The 20,878-nt window shown below is 64.6% G+C and carries 16 protein-coding genes; 2 read left to right on the top strand and 14 right to left on the bottom strand.

The genetic code is table 11. The annotated features are described in order from the left end of the window. Nucleotides 1-96 precede the first annotated feature (96 nt). The gene (locus M3P27_00330) at nt 97-2,649 is read right to left on the bottom strand and encodes a HEAT repeat domain-containing protein (protein MDP9266755.1); all 2,553 of its coding nucleotides are present in this window, start codon (nt 2,647-2,649) and stop codon (nt 97-99) included. A 308-nt stretch (nt 2,650-2,957) separates the two neighbouring features. Here M3P27_00330 and thiC point away from each other — a divergent pair, with 308 nt between their 5' ends. Further along, entirely contained in the window at nt 2,958-4,313 is a 1,356-nt protein-coding gene (gene thiC, locus M3P27_00325; GenBank protein MDP9266754.1) for a phosphomethylpyrimidine synthase ThiC, read from the top strand. A 130-nt stretch (nt 4,314-4,443) separates the two neighbouring features. Here thiC and M3P27_00320 read toward each other — a convergent pair whose 3' ends face one another. From M3P27_00320 to M3P27_00295, 6 genes are all read right to left on the bottom strand, one after another. After that, entirely contained in the window at nt 4,444-5,940 is a 1,497-nt protein-coding gene (locus tag M3P27_00320; GenBank protein ID MDP9266753.1) for a hypothetical protein, read from the bottom strand. A 219-nt stretch (nt 5,941-6,159) separates the two neighbouring features. Continuing rightward, a complete protein-coding gene (locus M3P27_00315; GenBank protein MDP9266752.1) occupies nt 6,160-6,360 on the bottom strand; it encodes a hypothetical protein in 201 nt (66 codons plus the stop codon). A gap of 68 nt (nt 6,361-6,428) precedes the next feature. Then, on the bottom strand, nt 6,429-8,600 hold the full coding sequence (locus M3P27_00310; GenBank protein MDP9266751.1) for a M28 family metallopeptidase: 2,172 nt from the start codon (nt 8,598-8,600) through the stop codon (nt 6,429-6,431). A 218-nt stretch (nt 8,601-8,818) separates the two neighbouring features. Further along, nucleotides 8,819-9,238 (bottom strand): hypothetical protein, encoded by a 420-nt coding sequence (locus tag M3P27_00305; GenBank protein MDP9266750.1) that lies wholly within the window; start codon nt 9,236-9,238, stop codon nt 8,819-8,821. Nucleotides 9,239-9,423: 185 nt separating this feature from the next. Then, entirely contained in the window at nt 9,424-11,091 is a 1,668-nt protein-coding gene (locus M3P27_00300; GenBank protein MDP9266749.1) for a SpoIIE family protein phosphatase, read from the bottom strand. Nucleotides 11,092-11,178: 87 nt separating this feature from the next. Further along, entirely contained in the window at nt 11,179-11,682 is a 504-nt protein-coding gene (locus tag M3P27_00295; protein ID MDP9266748.1) for a hypothetical protein, read from the bottom strand. A 185-nt stretch (nt 11,683-11,867) separates the two neighbouring features. Here M3P27_00295 and M3P27_00290 point away from each other — a divergent pair, with 185 nt between their 5' ends. Further along, nucleotides 11,868-13,592, top strand: a complete 1,725-nt coding sequence (locus M3P27_00290) for an energy transducer TonB (GenBank protein MDP9266747.1) — start codon at nt 11,868-11,870, stop codon at nt 13,590-13,592. 169 nt (nt 13,593-13,761) lie between these two features. Here the strand turns inward: M3P27_00290 and M3P27_00285 are convergent, their stop codons facing one another. From M3P27_00285 to M3P27_00255, 7 genes are all read right to left on the bottom strand, one after another. Continuing rightward, nucleotides 13,762-14,160 carry a cytochrome c gene (locus M3P27_00285; GenBank protein MDP9266746.1) on the bottom strand — a complete coding sequence of 133 codons (399 nt, stop codon included), beginning with the start codon at nt 14,158-14,160 and terminating at the stop codon, nt 13,762-13,764. Nucleotides 14,161-14,204: 44 nt separating this feature from the next. After that, complete coding sequence (locus tag M3P27_00280; GenBank protein MDP9266745.1) at nt 14,205-15,074, bottom strand: hypothetical protein; 870 nt, start codon at nt 15,072-15,074, stop codon at nt 14,205-14,207. Nucleotides 15,075-15,331: 257 nt separating this feature from the next. After that, a complete protein-coding gene (locus M3P27_00275) occupies nt 15,332-17,605 on the bottom strand; it encodes a hypothetical protein (protein MDP9266744.1) in 2,274 nt (757 codons plus the stop codon). After that, nucleotides 17,605-17,784, bottom strand: a complete 180-nt coding sequence (locus M3P27_00270; protein MDP9266743.1) for a hypothetical protein — start codon at nt 17,782-17,784, stop codon at nt 17,605-17,607. Before M3P27_00270 ends, M3P27_00275 begins: the two co-directional genes overlap by 1 nt. A gap of 285 nt (nt 17,785-18,069) precedes the next feature. Beyond that, nucleotides 18,070-19,797, bottom strand: coding sequence for a M20/M25/M40 family metallo-hydrolase (locus M3P27_00265; GenBank protein ID MDP9266742.1), 1,728 nt, complete (start codon nt 19,795-19,797; stop codon nt 18,070-18,072). Nucleotides 19,798-19,948: 151 nt separating this feature from the next. Beyond that, nucleotides 19,949-20,488: a TlpA family protein disulfide reductase gene (locus M3P27_00260; protein ID MDP9266741.1), complete on the bottom strand. Its 540-nt coding sequence runs from the start codon at nt 20,486-20,488 to the stop codon at nt 19,949-19,951. Nucleotides 20,489-20,571: 83 nt separating this feature from the next. Continuing rightward, nucleotides 20,572-20,878: A/G-specific adenine glycosylase (locus M3P27_00255; protein MDP9266740.1), on the bottom strand; the 307-nt coding region annotated here is incomplete at its 5' end.

The raw sequence follows: 20,878 nt of genomic DNA, 5'->3' as shown, positions 1-20,878 counted from the left end.
AGTTCACCTGACCGAATGCTAAGCCGCGCGCCGTCAACCGTCGGTGACGCCGGTCACAGTGCGCGGCGATAGCTGGATCGATACCCGCCGGAACCGCTAAGCGTGGCCGGCGGCTTTCGCGTTGTGGATGGCCTCGCGCGCCAGCGGATCGTCCGGGAAAGCCTCGGCGAACTGGCGCACCATCTCCGCGCCTTCGGCATGGCGCGTGAGCGGATGCATCGCCGCCCGGCGCACGGACTTATCCAGGTTGCCGTCGGAGAGCACGCGCATCAGCGAATCCAGCGTGCGCTGTCCCGGGATGGCGGCCAGCGCCTGCACCGCGTGCACCAGCATCTTCGTCTTGCCATGCTCGTGCAGGAAGACGAAATTCTCCAGCGCGTCCTGGCAGCGCCCATCTTTGAGGAAGAGCAGGTCGGCGAAAACGTCTTCCAGCACTTGCGTGTCCATGTCGCGGATGGCGTTGGCAAACACCGCGGCACGGTCTTTGTTACGGCTGTCCATGAGCGAAGTGACCGCCGCTTTCTGCACCCGCGGATCGGGATGCTTCAAGGCCGGCGCCAGCATCTCCAGCAGCTGCGGATCCTTCAGCTCACCCAGCAGCTTGCAGCCGTTGCGCACCACGAACCAGCGGTCGCTCTTCAACTGGTGCCGCGCCAGCACCACCGCCGCCGGCCCGATGCGCGCGATCAGCCGCAGGATCGCCAGCCGGATCGCGGCCGTGGGCTCGTCTTCCAGTTGCTGGAACACCTTGGTGATGGCCGGCGTTCCTGACCAGCGCAGCAGCGCCGCCGCGGTGCGCGTCCACGGCAGGTCGTCTTTGCGCTGCACGAAGATCTCGATCACGCGGTCCACCGCGTGCATCGTCAACAGCTCGCGCAGCGCGCTGCCACAGCAGGCGGCGTGCTCGCTGTCGGTCGCGCTCTTCTCGAATGCCGTGCCTACCGTCTGGATCAGCTTGAAATCCTCGTACAGCGCGCTCGACTTGCTCAGCGCCACCAGCGAGTTCACCAGCTGCCGGTGCAGGAATTCGCTTTGCGTCTTCTGCTCCAGCGCCTTGATCAGCCGCGCTCCCGCCTTTTCCCAGAAGTCGGTGCGCACTCCCGCCATCGCCCGCAGCAGCTCCGGCACGCGCCCCATCTCCTCCGGCGGCGGATTGCCGGGCTGATCCAGGAACGCCAGGTATTGATTGCCCAGCGCGGTCGCCGACTCGAAGTCGGTCTGCTTGATCAGCTCTTTCAGGTGCTCGAGCAGGCGCCGGAACGCCGCCACGTCGAACTTCTCCAGGGACAGCAGCTGGGTCGTCTTCTCTTTCGTCTTCAGCGTCACCCACGAAAGCTCATCCTGGATGCGCTTCACCGTGGTCGGCGGGATGGAATACTGCTTCACGAACTCGGCCAGCTTCTTCGCCAGCCGGTCCGCCATCTGCGTGGTCTGCAGGCTGCGCAGCAGCACGCGGATGACTTCCTCTTCCACGATCACCGCCTCCGCCCCGGAGGGCGCCGTCACCAGGCGGTCCATCGCCCACTTCACCGCTGTGTCTTCGATGATCTCCGCCGCCATCTGGTCCGGCGGCAACGAGCGCAGCTCCTCACGCCGCTGGGGCGGAAAATTCTGCAGCACGAACTCCGGCCGCATCTCCTTGATGATCTTTGCCAGCTCTACGTACGAGCGCTGTTGCGGACCCTGGTTGGAATCCATCAGGCTGCTGGTGAAGAAACCCTCCACCATGCGCTCGATCTCCACCGGCCCGCTCCCCGGCGCCGGATGCCCTCCACCTGGCCCCGCTCCTTGCCCCGCGCCCGGCCCCATGCCCGGTCCCAGTCCACCACCGCCCGGCCCCAAGCCCGGCCCTAAGCCGCCGCCTGGGCCAAAGCCTCCGATTCCCGGCCCCAAGCCCGGCCCGGCTCCCGCGCCCGCTTCCCCTCCGCCACCCCCCGAAGCGCCGCCACCTTCCGGGTGGGTGGACCCGTAACCGACTCCGGTACCGCTGCTGCCAAACATCTCGGCGTATCCGCCGCCGCCACTGCCGCCCTGGCCACCGCCGCCGCCCTGGCCACCACCGCCACCACCTTCGCCGGAGATGCCACTCGATTGCATGAACGCGTCCAGACTCTGCAGTCCGGGATTCGGATTGTGGAGTTCCGCGAAGGCCTTCGCCATCAGGAACGACTCCGAATCCATGTCGATCAAGGTGTCGCCGCTCTCGGTCCTCTGTTGGTTCTTGCTTGCCGGGAAGACGCGCACGAATTCCACCGGGTTGCTCTCCAGATAGCGCGAGAGCCCGCCGACTTCGTCGATGTCCTTCGCTGATCGCGCCAGCACGCCCATCGCCTTCTTGTAGGCAGAGAGCGTGATGCCCACGTCGAAGGTGAGCGCGCCGATGCCGCGCTTGAGAAACTCGTTCTCCAGCACGTTGAGCGTCTTTTCCTGGGTCAGGATGTTATTGATCAGGATGCGCTGGTCAACGAAGCCGATGGTGAATTGCCGCGTCGCCTTCAGGAGCTCGTTCAGAATGTTGTAGCTGTTGCCGAGCAGACCCTGCGCGGAGGTATGCTCGGCCGAGAGCATACTGACCATCTTGAAGATCATCTGGAGCGACCGCGCGTAGCGGATGCCCTCTCTCTTCAACTGGTTGCGGTCGATTGCCACCGGGGGTACCTCAAAATCCTGGCATGCTCTGGGAGGAAGTTGTCCCATTGTGCCACAGAAATACCTCTTCCGACGCGGCGTATAATCGGATGTTCCCCCATTTATTCCAACTTCAGGACGGGACCATGACGACCAAGGGCAACGGCACCGACGGCAGCACCACTGGCGTCAGCAGCAAGACCACTGGCGTCAGCAGCGGGACGACTGGCGTCAGCAGCGGTAACGCCGCGCTCCCCACGCTCCGCTCCGACTGGGTCGCCAAACGCAAACAGGCGGCCGCGCGCACCGGCGACACCAACCTCAGCCAGATGCACTTCGCCCGCCAGGGCGTGGTCACCGAGGAGATGGACTACGTCGCCCGCCGCGAGAAGCTCGCGCCCGAACTGGTGCGCGACGAGGTCGCGCGCGGCCGCATGATCATCCCCGCCAACGTCAATCATCCTGAGCTCGAGCCCATGGCCATCGGCGTGGCCTCGCTGTGCAAGATCAACGCCAACATCGGCAACTCCGCTGTGACCTCCGATATCGCCGAAGAGCTCAAAAAACTCCACACCGCCGTGCACTTTGGCGCCGACACCGTGATGGACCTCTCCACCGGCGGCGATATCCCCGAGATCCGCAATGCCATCCTGCGGCACTCGCCCGTGCCCATCGGCACCGTGCCCATCTACGAAGCCATCGCGCGCGTGAAGCGCCTGGAAGACCTCACGGCTGACATCCTGCTCGAGGTCATCGAAGAGCAGGCACAGCAGGGCGTGGATTACATGACCATCCACGCCGGCGTGCTGGTGCAGTACCTGCCGCTGGTCTCGAAGCGCATCACCGGGATCGTCTCGCGCGGCGGCGCCATCCTCGCGCAGTGGATGGCCCACCACCACAAGCAGAATTTCCTCTACGAGCGCTTCGACGATGTCTGCAAGATCTTCCGCAAGTACGACGTCTCATTCTCGCTCGGCGATGGACTCCGTCCCGGCTGCATCGCCGACGCTTCCGACGAAGCCCAGTTCGCGGAACTCCGCACTCTCGGCGAACTCACCAAGAAAGCCTGGGAGTATGACGTCCAGACCATGATCGAAGGTCCCGGACACATCCCCATGGACAAGATCAAGGAGCAGGTGGAGAAAGAACACGAGTGGTGCTACGAAGCGCCCTTCTACACGCTCGGCCCGCTCGTCACCGACATCGCACCCGGCTACGATCACATCACGAGCGCCATCGGCGCGGCGATGATCGGATGGTACGGCGCCTCCATGCTCTGCTACGTCACGCCGAAAGAGCACCTCGGCCTGCCCAACGAAAAGGACGTGAAAGACGGCATTATCGCCTACAAGATCGCCGCGCACGCCGCCGACATCGCGCGCCACCGGCCCGGCGCGCGCGACCGTGACGATGCCCTCAGCTACGCGCGCTACACCTTCGACTGGAACAAGCAGTTCGAGCTCTCACTCGATCCTGAGACCGCACGCTCCATGCACGATGAGACCTTGCCGGACGAGCACTTTAAAGACGCGGCCTTCTGCTCGATGTGCGGCCCGAAGTTCTGCTCGATGAACTACTCCTCGAAGATCGACGAGTACAACAAGCAGGTCCACGGCCTGGAGAAGAAGGACTACACCGAGCTCATCGAGAAGCTGGTCTCCATCGGCGGCACGACCAACCGTTAGTTGTAGCGCTGGCGTCCCGCCGGCTGGCGCGGCGGCATCCTGCCGCCGCTTTGCTGGGGTGCAGCAGAGCGGCTCGCCCGCCAAAAAAAAATGGCCGCGCCCAAGCGCGGCCGTTGTTGTTCCCACCTCTTCACTCCATGTCCGATATCTTCTCCACCGGCGCCGGCTGCGCCGCCGCCCGGCTCGTCGATCTCTTCGGCGCAACGTGATAGATCACCTGATCTTCCGCGACCATATCTACCTCGGAGCTGTCCGCCGCAAAGCGCTGCGTGCGCTTCGGCGTACCCGCCCCCGGCTTTGAGCTCGCAGGCTTTGCGCCCGCGGGCTTCGGCTGCGCTGCTTGCGCGGTCTGCGCCGGCTTCACCGCCGGCGCCAGCTTCGCTGCCGGCTGCGCCACCGGACGCGGCTGCTGCTGTCCGCTAGCATTGATCCGGGCCGAACCGAACGGCACATCCTGCTGGATCCCCGTCCCGCGCACCCGGTCGGAGTTCGAGAGTGGCGATGCCGGGATGCGGTTTTCGTACGCGCCCCATCCGATCGCCGCCAAGATCGCGATGCACGCTGCCGCCACGAAGGCGCGCTTCATCACCCGGCTGCCCTCGTTGCCTTCCATCTCGCGCGGCGCATACCGCGATGGAGCAACCCGCGGACGCCGCGCTCCCGCGGCCGTGACCTCGCGCGGCCTGACCGGCCGCTCCGCCGCTACCGGAACCGCCACCGGCTCCGCCGCCGGCCGCTCGCGCTCCGGACGTTCGTTCTCCGGCCGCTCCTGCTCCGCCGCTGCCGCTGCCGCTGATCTTGTAGCCGCTTCGGCGTGTTGCCGGCGCTGCTCCGCTTCGGCTTCCATCCGGCGCGCGACTTCCGCGCGCTCGCGCTCCGCGCGGGCTTGTTCTTCCTGCTCGCGCGCGAGCAATGCCGCGCGCTCTGCCCGCCGGTGCGCTTCTTCTTCCTGTCGCCTGGCGTCTTCCTCGCGCTCCCGCGCGATCGTGGCCTCACGCTCCGCCGTCCGGCGAGCTTCTTCTTCGCGCAGCCGCGCTTCCTGTGCCCACGCTGCCGCTTCGCGCTGTTCGCTCTCTGCCCGCACCGCCGCTTCGCGCTGTTCGCTCTCTGCCCGCACCGCCGCCTCGCGCTGTTCGCGCTCCGCGCGGGCGGCCGCCTTAGCTTCCGCGCGCTGCTGCTGCGTCGCTTCCGCGGCGGCCTCGCGCTCCGCCTCTCGCTCCGCCTCTCGCTCGATGACCTGCTGCCTCCGGGCTAGACGCGTGGCATGCGCCTCGGCCCCTAGCCTGCGAAACGGCGCGATCAGCCGCTTCAATCCGTCGAGCACGATGTTGCCACGCTGCACCGCGCCACTCCGTGCGGCGTGTAACGCGGCCTCGTCCACCGACACGCCTTCCGCCACGAATATTTCCACGCCGTTCTGCTCGGACCTCTGCTTGCGTCCAAACTCGGCGGCGGCGGCGAACGCTTCCGCCGGCTTCATTCGGTCCAGCCGGATCTCGAGCTCGGCCGGAGTGACGCGAAAATCTCCCGGATCCACCAGTTCGATCGTGTAGCCACGCGCGCGTAGGCGCTCGACCAGCTCAGTGCTTTCTTCCGGGACGCGGGTATAAATGCGTGCGACGGGCATACCCATTCCTCAAGCTATATAGATTCTAGACGAAGTTCCGGCGTGGCCAAGGGTCCGGAGAGTGGCTACCGGGTTAGAAGCAGAGTAGAGGGTCGGAGGCTGCATCCCGCCCGCCGTTCATTTTGAAAGACGTTCATTCGCCGTGTCCGGCGGGTCGTTGATGCCCAAACCCGGGTCTTGCCGTGACTATTCGGAGCGTAGCGGGCTTCAGGCCTGTCCTTACGCGTGATGCACGTTTGTAGACCGCCGCCACTTGGCGTGCAGCCAGAGCACCACGCCGATCGCGATAACGTACATCGCGTTCATCGGCAGCTGCATCTTGTCGAAGCCCGTAAAGTTCGCGGAGGTGACCCGGACGAACCAGATCAATCCGCCCGCCGCGATCAGGCTCGAGATGCGCTCTTCCCAGATGATCGGCATTTCCCGCGGACTCTACCACAGCGTCGCCCCCGCGCGTCAACGTTACGCAAGGACTACCCGCCGCGCGGTCAGCGGTAGCTCTCCAGCACTTGCGCCGCCCGGTTCACCGCGCCGGCCAGCGTCTCCAACTGCTTGGTCGTGCGCGCCAGGTCGCCCGCATCGATGCCTTCGTTCACGCCTGGGATCACCACCGCCGCATAACCGGTGAACTCACCCGGCGCATAGATAGCGTGCTTGAACCACGGACGGTTCGGCAAGCCTTCCGGCACCAGCAGCGCGCGCTCCGCGCCATGCAGCGCGGCGTTCAGCTTGCGCGCGTCTGCCGGCGGATCCTTCTGCGCCGCGCCCGTTGCCTTACCCGCCGCGCCGAAGCGCTGCGCCGCCGTGCGCGCGGCCGCGAACGACGGTGCCTGCGCGCCAAACTTACTCTGTGCCTTTTTCTCCGCCGCGTCGAGATACTGGGTCAGCTCGTCGCCGTAGGTCTCGTAATCGAAGGGCAGCACGTCCGCCTGTGCCATGTGCAGGACCTCGATGCCGAACACGCGCGCCATCTCCTGCTCGATGGTGAAGTCGGGGTCGGCGAACTTCTTGAACCACGCAAAGTTGTCGAATACCGAGTGGTAGACGCCGTAGTCGCCGTTCGACGCGATGTCCGTCGACGGGATCCCCAGGTGCTGGAAGAAGGGGGTGTAGTCCGAACCCGAACCCAGGTCACCCACGGCAACGTCTTTGCCGCGCGCCGCCGGCTCGCGGCGCGGCGAACCGGTGTTCTCGGTCCCTTTATCCTTCTTCTCTTTCTCCTGACCTTCCTTCTCTTTCTCCGCTTTCCAGACGTCGTAGACCGTACCCGGCCCTTTTGCCGCGGGCACCGCCTGCGTGACTTCGCGGATGAACTGCTTCAGCGTTGGCACCGCCGACGCGCCGAACTTCGGTCCGCTCACCGCTGAATCGGTGTTGAAGTACGCCACCGCGTTGGCCAGCGATCTCTCATTCTGCTCCGCCCACTCGGTCGAGCCGATCAGCCCGTGCTCTTCCGCGTCCCAGCTGCCGAACACGATGGTGCGCTTCGGCTTCCACCCTGAATTCAACAGCGCGCCGATGCCGTGTACCGCCTCGAGCATCGCCGCCGTACCGCTGTTGGGATCGACCGCGCCGTAGACCCACGCATCGCGATGGTTTCCCGCCACCACCCACTCTTCGGGTAGCTCAGTGCCGCGCGCCACCCCGATCACATCCCATATCGTGCGATACGCATAGTCGAAGCGCAGATGGACCTTCACCCGCACCGGCCCCGGACCAACGTGATAGGTGAATGGCAGCGCGCCCTGCCACTCGCGCGGCGAGGCCGGCCCCGCCAGGTTCGCGAGGATGGGCTGCGCATCCTGATAGGAGAGCGGCGTGCTCGGGATCTTCGGCAGCGCGACCGCTTTCTCCGGCGGCGTACGCTGGCCCGCCGGCAGGTCCGGCACCGACGCCAGACTTGGTGTGGTCACGTCGCCCGGATACTTGAACATGTACTCGACCGAGCCGCGCTGCGCGCCCGTCGCTGGACGCCACGGTCCCTTCGGATACGCGTCCCCTTTGTAATAGCCATCGTCGATCGGGTCGGAGTAGATGATCACGCCCGCCGCGCCCGCCAGCTCCGCGTCGTACACCTTCACGCCGCGATAGTTCGCGCCGTAGCGCACGATCACGATCTTGCCGCGGACATCGACGCCGAGCTCCTTCAACTTCGCGAAATCTTCCGGCCGGCCATAGTTCGCGTAAATGACCTCGGCCTCCACGTCACCCGAGGGCGACGAACCGTTCATCGGCGGGATCACGCGCGCGTCATCCTGGTAGGGATCGCCTTCCACGTGCTCGCGCGTGGGGCCGTGCATCTTCACCCCCGGTGGCGCAGTCACGTCCACGCTGACCTCGCGCGGATGATTCAGCCACACCTTGTATTCCACGATCTGCGTCTCGAGCCCCGCTTCGCGGAACTTCTGTGCCACATAGTCGGCGGTGGCTTTGTCTTCCGGAGTTCCGGCGAGGTGCGGCTTCGCTGTCAGCGTGCGCAGATGTTCCTCCGCCCGCTTGGGATCGGGGACGGCGATGAACTTCTGGTCGAGCGCGCGCTGCTCCGCCGCATCCCGAAAGCCGGAAATACCTGCCGGCACAGCATGCTGCGCGAGCGCATTGAGACTGGCGAGAAGAAGCAGGGATAAGAAGAATGTGAACGGAGCGCGGGTCAGACGCATCGGCCTGGGGTCCTCCGGGTCTTAGTGGACATGTCTCGGCAAAACAGGTGCCGGATAAAGAAGCGCAGGAAACCAGACACTCTACACTAAGCGGCCGAACCCTCGCCTCATGGTGGACTGCCATTCCGAGTGAGCGTGGCCGCGTCGGCGGCAGCGGGCGAGGGAGTGCGACCGAGGAATCTGCTCTTGGAGCGCCGGAGCATGGCGCCACGAAGCGCTCATGCCGCCCAATCGCGTCGCACCGGCGGAGTCTCACGCTCGTCCGCAGCGGTTGGGGTGATGGTCTCGTACTCCACCGGCCCCACCCGCAGCGTCACGCGCTGCGCCTGAGCCTTCTCGGCCTCGAGGCAGCGCGTGCAGAGCGCGGCAAAGTTCGCGGTCTCGCCGTTCGCGCGCTGCACCTCCACCGTCATCGCGTGCCGCACCGGCGCGCGGCAGGTGGTGCAATGCGTCCCGCCGCCGGTCTGGTAGCGGAACTCGGCGTAGGCGGCGAGCAGTGTCCGCCTCTTCTCCGGAAGCGCTGAGCTGGATGCGCGGTCGAGCGCCGAAAGATATTCATCGAGCGCCGCCTGGAAGCAGCGGCGTTCCTGCTCGACACGCTTGCCGTCTGGGATGTGTCCGATGCTGTGCACGCTCATATCCTGCCTTTCCGGCGACGATCACCCCGCACCGGCGAGGTGGCCTATGAGCATTAATGCAGATTCGGGCAATAAGGTTGCCGGCCTCGCCCGCGAAATTGGTACATGTACCCCCGCTTTGGAGTCATGGTGAGCGAGGTCGCCGCGACCGAGTCGAACCATCCCTATCGCGTTGGAAGAAGGAACTAGTGGTAGGTCAGCTCGAAGATGGTGCAATCGTCATTGAACGGAACGCCTTCGGCGTATGCCCGGACGGAGTCGTAGATCCCCTCCAGCTCCTGCGTTTTCGCGGCCTCTTCCAGGCGCTCGTAGCCGAAGAAATCTCCGGTGCGGTTCTCCGCCTCGGTCACGCCGTCGGTCACCACCAGCAGCCGGTCGCCCGCCCTGAGTTGCTGCACCCCGCTCTGGTAAGTCGCATCGCGCAGCAATCCCACCGGCAGGCTCGATATCCCCAGCCGCACGATCTCGCCCTGGCTCACCAACAGCGGCGGCACGTGTCCGCAGTTCACGTACTCGAAGCGCCCGTCGGGCCACAGTTTGGCTATCACGATGGTGGCGTATTTCTCGCCCAGCTCTTTCTGGCACAGGAAGCTGTTCGCGATACTCACGATCTGCGCGAGCGGTACTCCCGCCAGCGCCTGCGAATAGACCAGGCCTTGCAGGATCGACGCCAGGATCGCGGCGGAGATGCCTTTTCCGCAAACGTCGGTCACCACTACCACCAGGCCGTCCTCGGTCTTCACCAGGTCGAAGAAATCTCCTCCGATGTCTTTGCAAGGGATGTTCTTCGCCTTGATGGTTGCGAACGCCAGCTCGGGGATGCGCACCGCCATGAGCCGCTGCTGGATCGAAGCCGCGATCGCCATCTCCTGCTCCAGGCGCCGCGAAGCTTCTTCCGCCTGCACCAGGCGCGCGTTCTCCACCAGCGCGGCCGCTTCGGTCGCGATCGCCGCCAGGATGTCCTGGCCCACGGTCGAGAGATCGCGCGAGGCGAACCGGCTGTCGAGGTAGAGCACGCCGATCACGTCGGGGGTCACGATGTTCTCGCTCGCCGCCTGCTGCACCGTCTTGCGCCGCAGCGGGATGCAGATCACCGTCCGCAGATCGTGCGCGATCACGCTCTCGCGCTTGGCCATGCCGCTCATCTTCATCGTGTCGCTCACCAGGAAGGCCGAGGCGCTTCGCGCCGCGTCCTGGATGATCGACTTCGAGACCGTCTTGTCGTCGGCCAGCGGGCCGCCCTTCGAGTTGCGTCCCGCCGCCAGGCGCAGCGTGCCATCGTCGTTGCGCAGGAACACGTAGCCGCGCTCCGCGCCGGTCAGCCGCAGCGTGGCTTCGATCAGCGTCACCAGGATCTCTTCCAGCACGTTGCTGGTGTTCAGCTTGCGCGCCGCGTCGAGGAAGAAGGTCAGCTTCTCCAGGTCGGAGCCGCCGCTGCGGAGGTCGAGCCCGCTGATCTGGCTCAGGAACTCCCGCGTCGTGCTCGTCTTCGACCCGGTCGGGCTGAAGACCAGGTAGACCTCATCGCGTACCCCGAACTCGAGACGGTCGTTGCGCGCCAGCTTGCGGCGTCCCTCGATGCGCTGCCCGTTCACGTAGGTGCCGTGCTTCGACTGGTTGTCGACCACGTAGTAGTCGCCACCCTCTTCGATGAACTGGGCGTGCTCGCGCGAGACGCGCGCATCGCCGATCACCAGGTCGTTCTCCGTCTTGCGCCCGACCTTGAAGGGGACTTTCTTCAATACGATGCTGGTCTGCTCGCCGCTCTGGAAATACGCCAGCTCGGGATACCCGAGCGGCTTCTCGCCCGCAGGCGTTGCAACGATTCGCGAAGAGGATGGCGTGGCAGACATGCGAGTAGCGCCAGAGTAGCATTATTAGCGGCTTCCCGCCACCCTGAGCATTTCAGGTCCCGAGCTGCAAAGAAGAATGCCGAGGGTCTACTTCTCTGGCTCCTCCGCGAACAACCTCAGCGTGACCGGGCGTGACTTCGCGCCGGCTTCCTTGCCGTCTTTTTGCCGATGTTCGGTCAGCGTCCCTACGAGTTGGTAGTAGCCGTCTTCGGCGCGCGTCTTGGCTGCGCCGCGCACCGCCTTGCCCTTGAACTCATACCAGATGGCGTGCACCGGCTTGGTGCTGAAGCTGAGTTTGTCGCCATCGAGGGTGGCTTTCGAGAAGGTGTGCTGCAGCATGGTGTCGCGATCGCTGTCACCATCGCCAAAGCGCTCGATGTAGCCATCGATCTTGCTGCCCGCTTGATTCAGCTGCACGTCCTCGCCATCCTGCAAAAAACTGTAACGCCCGGAGTAATCCGGCGCGGCGGCGGATGGCGGTTTGGCGGGCGCATTCTGCGCCGCGGCGGTCCGCACACCGGCCAGTGATGGAACGATCAACATCGCAAAAAGGCAAACGCGAGCGGCAACATTGCACCAACGAAGGTTCATAGGGTTCCTTGTACGATTCAGCTTCTTCTATGCTGCCACAAGTCGTCTAATCACATGGCCGCCGCAGAAATATTCCGCTGCGACCCGCTTTTGCGTGATGTTTACCAATGTATAATCCCGCTACTCTGTCCCCCGAAGACGGTAAAGAGCCAGTGCCCAGCGCCGCCACCGCCGCAGGTAAGCCCGTGTCTGGGAACCTCAAAGCTCCGCGCCTCGCCGTCCCGTGGACACCCTGGTTCCGCTCCTTCGTCGAGAACGTTCGCGACCTCTTCCGCCCGGACCCGCCGCCACTCTACCTCACTTCCAAGCCGGGAAAGTTCTGGCCCGACGTCTTTGTCGACAAGCGCCTGCCCGCCGCGCCTTTCCTCCAGTCTTTCGGCGGACACGCCACCTTCATCGCGCTCGTCTGGGTCATCACTTTCGCATTCCTCGGGCAGCCCAAGGTCGTCGACAACTCGAAGCAGCAGCCCGACAAGCTCACCGCCTACGACGTCAGCGAGTATCTGCCACCGCTCTCCTCCGGCAGCGCGCCCGCACCGCAAGCGAAGCAGGGCGACCCGGAGTACGCCAAGCAGCCCATCGTCTCGCTGCCGCCGAAGCCCGATAACCGCATGCAGACGATCGTGGACCCGATGAATCCCAAGCTGCTCACCCACGACATCAAGCTCCCGAATATTGTGGTGTGGACTCCGGTGCCCGCGGCCATCCCCGTGGTTGCAGCCCTCCGCGGCTCCGCGCTGAAGATGCCAAACCTCGCGCCCGAGGTAGTGCCGCCGGCGCCGGAGACGCAGCGCTCGGTCGCTGAGTTGACCGCGCCGAAGCTGCCCGCACCCTCGGTGATCGAGCCGCCACCCTCGCCCGACGTGTTGCAGCGCAAGATCGGGGAGATCAATATCGGACTCGCTGCCAGCGTCGCCCAACCCAAGCTGGTGGTGCCGGTGCAACGCGCCGCCGCCGTCGGCGACGCCAACGCAAAGAAAGATACCCAGTCCGAGGCCCCACCCTCGACCACGCTCGGCGCCGGTTCCGGCGCGCAGGCCATGGGGCAGCTCATCGCCCTCGGCATCCATCCCGTGCAGCCTTCCGGCCCTATCGATCTTCCCGGCGGCAACCGTAGCGGCACCTTCGCCGCCGGGCCTAACGGACATCCCGGCGCGGCGGGCACGCCCGATCAAGCTTGCTGCGGTAACGGACCGGGCGGCACCGGTAGCGGCGCGGGTGGTCCCGGCTCGGGCGGCGGCAATCCTAGCGGCGTCTTCGTCGGCGCTGGGCCCACGAATCCTGGCGCGGGCGTCCAGGGCAACCATCCTGCGAACGGCGCCGGCACGGGCCCGGGCGGCAAGGATCCGAACGGCGGCGCCAAGCCCAACGGCAATCTGAAAGACCTGATGGCCAAAGCCATGGGACCGCCGCGCCTGGCCAACATCCCGCGCGACTCCGCTCCCGGCTCCACCCTTGGCCCCGCCGGACCGACCGCGCCGTCCGACGCCACCAAGATCGACGATTACAGCTTCGGCCCGAAGAAGTACTACACCATGACCATCAACATGCCGAATCTCACGTCGGCGGGCGGCAGTTGGATCATCCGCTTCGCCGAACTGAACCAGACGCGCAGCGCTGCCGAGCTCACCGCTCCGGTCGCGGAACAGAAAGTCGATCCCGCGTATCCGCCTGATCTGATGAAGGCGCGCGTGGAGGGCCGCGTCATCCTTTATGCCGTCATCCATTCCGACGGCACCGTCGGCGAGGTGCGCGTGCTCCAGGGCCTCGACGATCGCCTCGACGAGAACGCCAAGAAGGCCATCGCTCGTTGGCATTTCCGCCCCGCCACCAAGAACGGCGCGCCCATCGACCTCGAAGCCGTCGTCCAGATCCCGTTCGCGGTGAAGAAGAGCCCGTACGGGTTCTAGGTTTTCTGAGTTGTCATTCTGAGCGAAGCCCGAGTCGCAGACGAGGGCGAGTCGAAGAACCCCTATCGCAACCTCACTCTCGCAGCAGGAGCGCCGGCGTCCCGCCGGCTGGCGTGGCGGCATCTTGCCGCCGCTGCGTGCAATGCGACCAGCGACTAGTGACCAGCGACTAGCGACTGCCGGCCATCATCTTCAAGTACGCCACGATCTGCCAGCGCTGCGGCTCCGGCAGGCGTGACCACGAAGGCATGCCGTGCTTCAAGCTGCCGTTATTCAGCAGCCACTGCAGCTCGCCTGGAGACGCCGCCCGCACCCGCTCGGAATTCACCGGGGGGTGCTCTCCGGCTCCCTCGCCCTGCGCGCCGTGGCACTTCGCGCACTTTTGGCGAAAGAGCTTTCCACCCGCCGCGACCGCCGTCGGATCGTTCGCCAGCGGGTTCTGCCGCGCACGCTCTTTCTCCGGGACGCGGCTTCGCCACGTCCCTTGGTTCCCGGCCGAGGCAGCCAGCGCTGCCGACGCGACCAACGTCACCATCAAGAAGATGGTGGCCTGAATGTTTTTCTGCATTGCTCTCTTCGTGTTCCTTCGTGTCCTTCGTGGTTGATGGATTGCTAGCGCTTTTTCGCGAAGATCTGCTCCACCTCGTACCACACCCCGAAGCGCAGCAGCACGCCGTTCGAGTGGTCGTTCAATCCGAATCCCGGCGAGACGCGGAACGTCGGTCCGCTCGGCACGCGAAAGTTCAGTGTGGGCGCGAAATAATGCGCAGTCTGGCGCAGGCTGAGATCGCCGGTATCGCCCAGTCCGCCGTAGATCTCCGCTCCCAAGTCGAAATTCTCGCGGCAGAAGATGCATTCGTCCGCGCTCGCCTTGAGTGCGAGCGGACGGCTCACGCCCACCGCGTAGCCGAACTCCCAAGCATCCTCGGCAAAGTTCTTCTCCGTGATGAAGTTCTCGGAGACGTTCCAGCCCTTGAAGTTGCTGGAGAGGATGAGCCGCAGTTCGATCTCGCGCTTGCGCTCGGCGCGGTCCGCACGTTCGTGAAACTTGTCCACGCCGTCGTGCCCCACGATGCCGAGCAGCGTCCGGTTCGAGCTGTTGATGTCCTCGAACTCCACGTAGAGCACGGGATTGATCCAGTGCTCACGCAGCAGCGGACGGAACCGGTTTTCCCAGCGCCATCCGGAGAACGTCGCGTTCTCGTTGGCCGTGGCCTGCGCGTCGAGGTAAAGCTCGCTCGTCCACCACGCCTTCACGCCATACTCGAACTCGAATGACGTCCCCACGAACGCGTTCCCCCCGCTTTTCATATGAACGCCGGGGAAACCGCTCACCGTCTTCACTCCCACCTCGAGGTTCCCAGGCTCCTCCATCTGGTGTGAGTAGGTGACGAAGTAGTTCTCCTGCGCGCGCGCCGCGGGCGCAGTCAGCAGGGCCCCGACGACCACCCCGGCCAGCAATATGAATGCCGCTCTCCTCATCTCTTATTGCGTCTCAATCCCGCCCTCTTCGTGACTTCCCGCTGCCGCCCTCGCAATTGAAATTGAAATTCATTTTCAATTTCAACTAGACAGTATAGGCACACGCACCGAAGCGGTGCAAGAAGTTGAAAATGGACAAAGCGGCAGCGGGAGCCTGCCTCATGAGACGCGGCGGTGGGTGTCGGTCGGGCCCCGGCCGCGGGTGGCCCACACAAGCCGGTTTTGCTGGTGTGGGAGTATGCCGGCGCTTCCCTGCGTTAATCCGCGTTGGTGGTGTGGGCGCTGGACTGCGACGCGGCGATGTTGTTCTCCACGTACTCGTAGATCGCCGGGTTGGTGACGACTTCGAAGTAGGGCCGCTCGGTCCAGCGTTTGAGCGAGAAATCGCGCGCGTCGATGTGCGGGATGAGTCCTTCGCGGACCACCAGCCGCTGGAACGAGCCGGTGGGCAGCGGCACCAGTCCGGTGTAGAGCTTCACGATCTGGTCGCCGAACAACATGGGCAGTTTCATCTCGTGGAGTTGCAGCGAGATCTCTTTCTTCAACTTCTCGAATGCCGCTCGATTGATGTGCACGCCGCCGATGTTGTAGCGGATGAGGAACTCCTCCGGCATGCCCCCGGTATCGGCGTCGTCCACGCTCTGGAAGGAATAAACGTTGAACAGGCTGTCGGAGCCGGCGAGGAACTTGCGCGCGCCCTTGGTGCAGGATGACAACCGGTCGCTCTCGTTCAGCGCCTTCGAGATCATGATGCGGTTGGCGCCGTCCATCAGGTACATGGGCGCGGAATCCTGGAAGCAGATGCCGATGCCGAGCTCGAGCGGCGGCAAGCCCACGGCGGTGGAGCGTTCGTTATACGCGTGCGTGACCTGGATCATCTCGCGCGCGAGCACGCAGGTGCGCCCCACGCCGAAGCCGGGATCGCCTTCCCTTTCGAAGAGCGCGAGGATGACGGCGTCGCCCTCGATAAAGACTTTCGTCGCGCCGTGCTGTGCCACCAGGCGGTTGACCGGATCGTAGAAGTTCAGGCTGAAATAGCTCGCTGGATTCTGTCCGCGCTCATACAGCGTCCGCGTGAGCGTGGTCGAGTCGCGGACGTCGGCCTTGAGCACCACGTGGTGGATCACCCTATCCTCGGCCGGCTTCTGTTCTTCCGGCAGCAGGAACTCGTAAAGCGTGTTGTTGATGGCGGAGAGTTCGCGCAGCTTGTCGTTGAGGATGAGGTTCACGGCATCCATCGCGGAAGTAAGGCACTCCAGCCGCCGCAGGTCACGGTGGTAACGCATGAAATCGGAGAGGAAGCGTCCCGCCATCTTGGCGCGGTCGGCGCCCTTGCAGCCCTCCACTTTTTTCACCGCGGCGTGCAGATTGTCGGGCGAGATCTTGCCGTGCTCTTCGAGCAGCGTCTCCACGCGCTTGCGTTCGGTGCGCGAGATGAGCGCGTTCTTCAACTGCTGCGCGTTGATGGGCGGCGAATACTGCGTGAGCAGCGGCACCGCTTCATACGATGCGATCACGTGCTGCATCACGTTCTGCGATTCGAGCGCTTCCACCCAGAACCCGAGCAGCGTCTTTTGCGCCTTGCCCTTCTCGTCGTTCTCGCTGGGCGTGCCGCCGGCCACCAGTTCCTGGGCGTTCTCGGGCGCGCTCAGCATCGCATCCAAAGTGTGCTCGCCTTCGCTCGGATCCTTCACCACCTCGAGCGACTTCAGGAAAGCCAGGGCTATCTCCTGCATCGTCTGGAAGCGGTCGGGATCGCGCTCGTAGTTGCCCAGCATCACGTAATGCTCGGCGTTGAGATAGTCGTCGCGTCCGTCTTCGGTGAACAGCAGCCGGTTGGTGAACAGGTCATAGCTCGCGGCCGCGGCCTCGGCAAAGAGTGAGCGGCGCAGGCGACCGAGCGTCTCTTTCTCTATCTCGCGCACGGTGGAGAAGACGTCCTGGCCCACGCGCCGCAGCACCGCTTTCTTGCCCACTTGGAAGCGCCAGAAGCGCTCGCGCATGTCCACGGCCTTGGGCGTGATGTGGCGCATGCTCTCGTAGCCTTTGAGTTTGGTGCGGCATTTCTCGAGCACCTGGGTGTATTGCAGCAGCAGCTCGTTGCGCAGGAACTTGACCACCGCCAGGCGCGCCAGCAGGTCGACGGATACGTTTTCTTCGGCCTTGGCGCGATTGAGCGCGACCACGTGCAGGTCGGTGAGCACACGCTTGAAGTCGGAAAGCTCGGGCGGCTTGGTCGCCGGTTTTGGCGCACCTCCGGGAGCTCCGATCATCTTCGAGGCTCGCGGCGGGGGCGGCGCAAGCGATAGATCTTCCGCCACCATGTCCTCGACTTGGCCGTGCTTGGCCACCAGCTTGCCGACGAAATAGCGCGACACTTCAGACATCTTTGGACTAAGCCAAACGTCGTGGCGGATGTTGTCCACGCCCAGCTGCAGGTCGGCCAGCGCGATCGCCGGCGTGTAGCTGGCGAGGCTGAAGTGCCGCGCGTAGTCGGCCGGGTTCCCGCGTTGGAGGAATGAGAATGCCACTACCGTTTCGCCAGCTCCGCCTGCAATGAGGGGGCGTTCCACCCGATAAGCAGCACCCCGCTACGCTCGGCTTGCGCCCCGTCCGCCCTATTCGCCGTGACCGGTAAGGTCTGCGCCGGGGCTTCGAGCGAGCCGAGCGGCAGCATGATGGCGGATAAAGCGCGGGTCCTCAAACGCATGCACGAGCCTCAAAAATCGGGGGTAAACAGCTGGATGTGAACGGCAGCGTATCACGACGGAACCCAATCCCCAAGTTACCGGGTTACTAGAAAATGTTACCGCAGTCACTAGAAACGTCACTAGAAATGCACCCGTGGCGGCGGTGGATGTCCCCACGAACGCGGCGTGCATGTCACTCTTTAACCCCGTCTCTCGCAGCATGTCGCGGACGTCCCGCGAGATCCCGCGCCGCCCTCCGAAAGCCCTGCCGCGAGCGGTTGCCTTCGACAAGCATCTCCGGTCGTCTACTTCACCCGCGCCTTTTCGAACTCATCACCCTTCTTCCACCCGATCTGGCCGGGCTGCGTCGCGGCCTTCCATCCCAGCGCGAATCCGAACTGCGCCATCACCGCATTGGCGGTGAAGTCGAACTCGGGACGGTATTCGTCCGAAGGATGGTGATAGTCCTTGGCCGTGTATGCATCGTACATCTTGTTCCCCCAGGCTTCACTCTGGCCGCGATACTTGCGACCGGTGTTGACGGAGAACGCGGGCACGCCCACGCGCGCCATGGAAAAATGGTCGCTGCGATAGTAGTGCCCGGCTTCGGGCGCGGCGTCCGGCATGATGGCCATGCGGAACGCCTTCGCCACCTGCTCGACTGCCGGCCCGAAGGTTGTCCGGTCGTAGCCCACGACTTCCAGTTGTTCGGGATATCCGTAGGGCTTCACGTCGTCGTAGTTGAGGTCGAGCTGGACATGCTTCGCCGGGACCGGTGGATGCTCGCCCAGATACTGCGAGCCCAGCAGTCCCTGCTCCTCGGCGGTAACCGCCGCGAAATAAATGGCCCGCTTCGGTTTGGGATTCGCCGCGGCCCACGCGCGCGCCAGCTCGAGCACCATGGCGCACCCGGTGGCGTTATCGAGCGCACCGTTGTAGATGTTGTCGCCGCTCTGGTCAGGACGGATGCCGAAGTGGTCGTAGTGTGCCGTATAAAGAATGGCTTCGCTCTTCAGTCTCGCATCGGCTCCTGGCACCACCGCCACCACGTTGCTCGATTGGAAAGGACGGATCTTGCTCACGATGTGCGCCTTCAGCTTGAGCGGCAGCGGCACCGGCTTGAACGTCTTCTCGCGCGCAGCCTGCAGCAGTTCATCGAGGTCGAGCCCGGCGCCCGCGAGCGCCTTGCGCGCCACCTCGAGCTGCACCCATGCGGCAGCCTTCAGCTTCGCCTGCTTGCCGATGTGCAGGTACGACTTCTCGCCCGACCACGAATTGCGCACGACCTCCCATCCGTAACTCGCCATCTCCGTCTTGTGGATGAGGATCACGCCCACGGCGCCCTTGCGCGCCGCCTGCTCGTACTTGTACGTCCAGCGGCCGTAGTAGGTGAGCGCGCGGCCGGTGAAGAAGTTGGGATCGTCGGAGGGCGGCTCGTTGACGAACATCATCGCCACCTTGCCGCGAACGTCGGCGTCCTTGTAATCGTTCCAGCCATACTCCGGCGCCTCGATGCCGTAGCCCACGAAGACTATCGGCGCATCGATGTCCGCGGTGGCGGTCTGGGATTCGTTGGTGGTGACGTAATCGTCGGCAAACTTCAGCGTCATGGGCGCACCGCTCTCAGGGACGAGTGCGAACGTCGTCGCCTGCGGATCGGTCGCCACGCCCACGAACTGCACCTTCTGCAGATATGTGCCCTCATCGCCCGCCGGCTTCAGCCCGTAGAGTTCGAACTGCGCCGCCAGATAGCGTGCCGCCACGTCGCCGCCGCGCTGTCCCGTGCCACGGCCTTCGAGCAGGTCATCGGCGAGGAACTTCACGTGCGCGCGCACGCGTTCCGCGTCGATAGCGTTCATCGCCGCGGCCACGCCCGGCGGCATCCCAGGAACACTGATTGGCGCAACCCTGATTGGGGCGGCAAGCTTCGCCTTCGCCGGCGCCGGCTTTGCTGCTGGCGAAGACGCTTGCTGCGTGCGTGCGGCGGCTGCGAGAGTGAGGATCAGGACAAGGACGGGAAACAGCTTGCGCATGTACGCTCTCCGTATGTCTTAGCAAACTGCACATTGTAATGAAACTTGTTGGCAAGGGGTCATGCTGAGGGACCGAGGGGCCCCGCAACGGTCGCGAGCATCTCAGACTGCGTGGTGTTTCCCGCGGACCGCGGGATCAGTTCTTCGACCCTCAACCGGCTTTGAATTCGGGCACGTCTTCGCCGGGCTTGAACACCGGCTGCGGCGGCTTGCCGGCGGCCTGCGCCATCTTCTGGTTCAGCGCTTCGATATCCTGCTTGTACCAGCCCACGCTCGACGTCTCGATGGTACCGAAGCCACCATCGGGCGCGATCACGAAAATGGTGGGAACATTGGTCAAGCCGTAAGCGTTCGAGACCGCATACTTGCTCGTCTCCTCGAGCACCATCGGGAAGGTGATGCCGAGCTCTTTCATGAACGATTCGGTGTCGCGCTTCTCGTCCTGCGAGACGCCGATGAGCTGCAGCGCGCTTCCTGGGTTCGCGGCATCTCCTGGGTTCGCGGCATGAAGATTGCTGCGGTAAAGCCGCTCGAGGTACGGAAACGCCAACTGGCAGACGGGACAGCTGCTCTTAAAGAAAGCGAGCGCGACCGGACCGCGCTTCAGCGCCTCGCCCAGGTCGAAGGTGCCACCGCTTACGGTGGGAAGTTTTACCGGCGGTGCCTTCGTCCCAGGTTCGAGTGCGGGCATAGTGATTCTTTCTCCTCAGCTTTTCGATTCTCTTGGGTTTTCGATTCTAAAGTATGCAGTCCGGTCGCAGGAGTTTAGCGACCCTAGAGCAAACGCCGCAGGATTTTCCGCGCCAGGCCGGTGAGCGGCAGCTCGGAGAGACGCGCGGTCTCGACCCACATCCCTTTTGTCGCCGGCACAGCGAAGACCGAGACCTCGTGATCCGTGGTGGTGATGGAGTGGCGCAGCTGCAGAAGTGGGTGGCGCAGCCGCAGCACTGGCTCCGCGCCGTTGGCAACAACGCCGGGCAGCTCCCACATCCCCGGCATCAGTCTGGCATCCGCCGGGCGTTGCACCAGCTTCACCGCATAGACCGGACGATCCCGCCGCGCGAGCGCGTAGGCCGTCTGC

The sequence above is a fragment of the Acidobacteriota bacterium genome, from assembly GCA_030774055.1.
GTDB lineage: Bacteria > Acidobacteriota > Terriglobia > Terriglobales > Acidobacteriaceae > JACPNR01.
This window is presented reverse-complemented; position numbering and strand designations above follow the sequence as displayed.

Coding starts and splice junctions, on each gene's coding strand:
- thiC (MDP9266754.1), top strand. CDS start 2,958: ATGCACTTCGCCCGCCAGGGCGTGGTCACCGAGGAGATGGACTACGTC.
- M3P27_00320 (MDP9266753.1), bottom strand. CDS start 5,940: ATGCCCGTCGCACGCATTTATACCCGCGTCCCGGAAGAAAGCACTGAG.
- M3P27_00315 (MDP9266752.1), bottom strand. CDS start 6,360: ATGCCGATCATCTGGGAAGAGCGCATCTCGAGCCTGATCGCGGCGGGC.
- M3P27_00310 (MDP9266751.1), bottom strand. CDS start 8,600: ATGCGTCTGACCCGCGCTCCGTTCACATTCTTCTTATCCCTGCTTCTT.
- M3P27_00305 (MDP9266750.1), bottom strand. CDS start 9,238: ATGAGCGTGCACAGCATCGGACACATCCCAGACGGCAAGCGTGTCGAG.
- M3P27_00300 (MDP9266749.1), bottom strand. CDS start 11,091: ATGTCTGCCACGCCATCCTCTTCGCGAATCGTTGCAACGCCTGCGGGC.
- M3P27_00295 (MDP9266748.1), bottom strand. CDS start 11,682: ATGAACCTTCGTTGGTGCAATGTTGCCGCTCGCGTTTGCCTTTTTGCG.
- M3P27_00285 (MDP9266746.1), bottom strand. CDS start 14,160: ATGCAGAAAAACATTCAGGCCACCATCTTCTTGATGGTGACGTTGGTC.
- M3P27_00280 (MDP9266745.1), bottom strand. CDS start 15,074: ATGAGGAGAGCGGCATTCATATTGCTGGCCGGGGTGGTCGTCGGGGCC.
- M3P27_00270 (MDP9266743.1), bottom strand. CDS start 17,784: ATGCGTTTGAGGACCCGCGCTTTATCCGCCATCATGCTGCCGCTCGGC.
- M3P27_00265 (MDP9266742.1), bottom strand. CDS start 19,797: ATGCGCAAGCTGTTTCCCGTCCTTGTCCTGATCCTCACTCTCGCAGCC.
- M3P27_00260 (MDP9266741.1), bottom strand. CDS start 20,488: ATGCCCGCACTCGAACCTGGGACGAAGGCACCGCCGGTAAAACTTCCC.